The 3,139-nt window shown below is 60.9% G+C and carries 3 protein-coding genes; 2 read left to right on the top strand and 1 reads right to left on the bottom strand.

Annotated elements, in window-relative coordinates; genetic code table 11:
- Window positions 1–210: 210 nt before the first annotated feature.
- Together B3397_RS13495 and B3397_RS22565 are read left to right on the top strand one after the other, a co-directional pair.
- Window positions 211–1,809 carry an argininosuccinate lyase gene (locus B3397_RS13495; RefSeq protein WP_296250859.1) on the top strand — a complete coding sequence of 533 codons (1,599 nt, stop codon included), beginning with the start codon at window positions 211–213 and terminating at the stop codon, window positions 1,807–1,809.
- A 94-nt stretch (window positions 1,810–1,903) separates the two neighbouring features.
- The gene (locus B3397_RS22565) at window positions 1,904–2,362 is read left to right on the top strand and encodes a short chain dehydrogenase (protein ID WP_296250858.1); all 459 of its coding nucleotides are present in this window, start codon (window positions 1,904–1,906) and stop codon (window positions 2,360–2,362) included.
- Window positions 2,363–2,414: 52 nt separating this feature from the next.
- On the opposite strand, the gene B3397_RS13485 is transcribed toward B3397_RS22565, so the two are convergent.
- Entirely contained in the window at window positions 2,415–2,888 is a 474-nt protein-coding gene (locus tag B3397_RS13485) for a nuclear transport factor 2 family protein (RefSeq protein WP_296250857.1), read from the bottom strand.
- Between the last annotated feature and the right edge of the window lie 251 nt (window positions 2,889–3,139).

Below are 3,139 nucleotides of genomic sequence, written 5' to 3'. Positions count from 1 at the left end.
GAAGCCGCGAAGGCGTCAGCCAAGGCACAGCCTATTCAACGCCAACATGGAGATAGCGATAGAGACTGATCGTCTATTCTGGCCATGGGCGTCAGATTGCACTGTGGGAAAAAATAGACTGACAATGCCCGAGTCCCGAACCTGACGGACGCCAGCATCTGACGTGACGTACCAGTCCCGCCCTCCCCCATAACAAACGGACCTCACCCAATGCCTGATTTGAAGAACTCGATCCAACTGGCCATCGCGTTGGCCCTGTTCGGCAGCGGCGGCGCCCTGGCGGCCAACACTGCCGAATTGCCCTGCGCCACCACCGAGCAATGCGCGGCTCAGGCGGCGAAGATCGGCGCCACGGTGGAAAAGACCAAGGGCAAGGTGGATCACGCAGAAGGGCAATTCGCCTGGCTCAACCGTATCAACAAGGCATCCATCGTGATGCTCACGGAGCAAGGCATCGTTACCCCTGAACTGGGCCGTAAAATCGCCGGTGGGGTGCGCTACGCCATAGACCAGGGCGCCCAGGCCGACGGCAAGCGGCCCACCGACGTGCTGCAACTCGAGCAGATCATGACCGACAAGATCGGCCCTGAAGCCTCGCTGATTCACTCGGGCCGAAGCCGGCAGGACATGCTGGCCACCTATCGCCTGGCCAAGCTGCGCAGCGATGTGCTGACCATGGATGAAGCGCTGAATGCCACTCGCCAGCGCATCCTGGCGCTGGCCGACAAGCACATCGACACCCTGGTGCCGGCCTACACCAACGGCGTGCAAGCCATGCCGATCAGCTACGCCCACTATCTGCTGGCCTTCGAAGCCGCATTCGAACGCGACGGGCAGCGCATTCGCGAGCTCTATCAACGCCTGAATCTGAGCCCGATGGGCACTGCGGTGCTGGCCAACTCAGCCTACCCACTGAACCGCGAGCGCCTGGCCGAGCTGCTGGGCTTCGATGGCGTGCGGGAAAACTCGCTGGATTCCAGCCAGGTGTCCACCTACGACATCCCCATCGAGGCGGCAAATATCGCGTCGTCCTCGGCCATCCGCGTCGGCGCGATGATTGGCGACATTCACACGCAGTACCATCAGATCCGCCCGTGGCTGTTGCTCGATGAAGAAAAGACCTACACCAGCAGCGCCATGCCGCAGAAGCGCAATCCGGGGTTGCTGATGCGGGCTCGCGAGATGTCGTCCGACGTGGTCGGCCTGGCCCAGACCGTGACCCTGCGTGCCCATAACGTCACCACCGGCATGACCGACTACAAGTTCGCCTTCGACTCTGTGGGCGTGTTCGACTCCACCCACCAGATGTTCAGCGCCATGAACGCCGTGCTCGATGCCTTGCAGGTGAATCCGCAACGGGCCCTGCAAGAGCTGGAAAATGAGTGGACCACGTCCATGGAGCTGGCCGACACCCTCGAGCGCACTCAGAAAGTCCCCTTCCGCATCGGCCACAGCTTTGCGTCGATGATCGTAGAAGAGGCTCGCGACAACGGCTTCACCCCCAAGACCTTTCCCTACGATCATGCCCAGAAGCTCTACACCCAGGCAGCGGACAAATACCAATGGACGCCCAACGCGCTGCCATTGGACGAGGCCACGTTCCGCGCTGCGCTGTCGCCGCAGAACATGGTCAACACCCGCAAAGGGACTGGCGGGCCGCAACCGGAAGAGGTCAAACGCATGCTTGCCGAAGCGCACAAGACACTGGACAGCGACCGCGAGTGGCTCAAGCAGCGACGTGACAATCTGGTCCAGGCCGAGGGCAAGCTCGATAGCGCTTTCGGGCAGTTGCTTGGCCCTAAAGAGTGATGCGGGATGGGTACTGCCCGCTGAGTCACTTCGACTGAACGTAATCCGGTGGCGCGTCCTCTACCCCCTTACACTAGGGATAGGAGGACCAGCCATGATCGATTCAGCCACCGGTATGAAGCCCGGCGAACGTTACGCGGTAGAAAGCCTGGAGCGTGCGCACCAGTTCCAGGGCTTTTTTCTCGACGGCAAATACTATCTGGAGCCGGAGTTGCTGACGGCGGTCGGCTGGCTCGAGGGCCAGCAATTTCTCTACGACGCGCTCGATCCCGCCGGCAACCCGGTATTTCCCGATGGGGTTGCCGGCGTCATCGAAGACCTCGTGCTACAGATGGCGGACGGCACCACCCTGCCCCTGACCAAGATCCATGTGACCGTCGCGACCGACGAGTCTCAAACGAATGACGAAGAGGCTGCCTTTGAGCCTTCCCCTCAGCTCAACGGTGGCGGTCGCTGGCATGCTGCCGAGCCTGGCCATCGGGTGCTGATGCTTTCGGCTGTGGCATTGGTGGGCGGTTGCATAGGCGCCATTCTGGGTGCTCGCCTGCGTTGAAGGCGTGTCCTGACTCAAGCACTTGCCTGAACACGGCTTCTTGAGATGACGATCAGAGCCCAAGCTCACTCAAGCCCGGATGATCGTCCGGGCGCCGGCCCAATGGCCAGTGATACTTGCGCTCGGACTCGGCAATCGGCAGGTCGTTGATGCAGGCAAAGCGCCGTTGCATGAGTCCATTCGGGGCGAACTCCCAGTTTTCGTTACCGTAGGAGCGAAACCAGTTGCCCGAGTCATCGTGCCATTCATAGGCATAGCGCACGGCAATACGGTTATCGGCGAAGGCCCAAAGCTCCTTGATCAAACGGTAGTCCAGCTCCTTGCGCCATTTGCGTTCGAGAAACGCCTGGGCCTGGGCGCGACCTTCGATGAATTCGCTGCGGTTACGCCAGTAGGTGTCTTCGGTATAGGCGAGGGACACTTTGGCCGCATCCCGGGAATTCCAGCCATCCTCGGCGCCTCGCACCTTTTGGATGGCGGTTTCGAGGGTAAAAGGGGGCAGCGGTGGTCGTTGCTGGTCACTCATGTTGGTGTCCTCGGGAGTATTTATGGGGGACGTTGCGGTCCGGGGTGAGGTGGGCGGGCGGGCGGCGCGTAGGTCACTTGAAGCACAGGATGGGCAAAAAATACCCTACTGAGCAAGGTTTTGTGGTGGTTGCTGCTCGGGTGGTAGAGATCGTGTGGACTTTCCGGGATTGAGTTTTGAAGGTATGGGTGGGGATCTGCGGTGACTGGTCCCTTCACCCCAGCCCTCTCCCTGGGGGAGAGTTAGCCGAT

The organism is Pseudomonas sp. UBA4194 (assembly GCF_002379585.1).
Lineage (GTDB): Bacteria > Pseudomonadota > Gammaproteobacteria > Pseudomonadales > Pseudomonadaceae > Aquipseudomonas.
This window is presented reverse-complemented; position numbering and strand designations above follow the sequence as displayed.

Coding starts and splice junctions, on each gene's coding strand:
- B3397_RS13495 (WP_296250859.1), top strand. CDS start 211: ATGCCTGATTTGAAGAACTCGATCCAACTGGCCATCGCGTTGGCCCTG.
- B3397_RS22565 (WP_296250858.1), top strand. CDS start 1,904: ATGATCGATTCAGCCACCGGTATGAAGCCCGGCGAACGTTACGCGGTA.
- B3397_RS13485 (WP_296250857.1), bottom strand. CDS start 2,888: ATGAGTGACCAGCAACGACCACCGCTGCCCCCTTTTACCCTCGAAACC.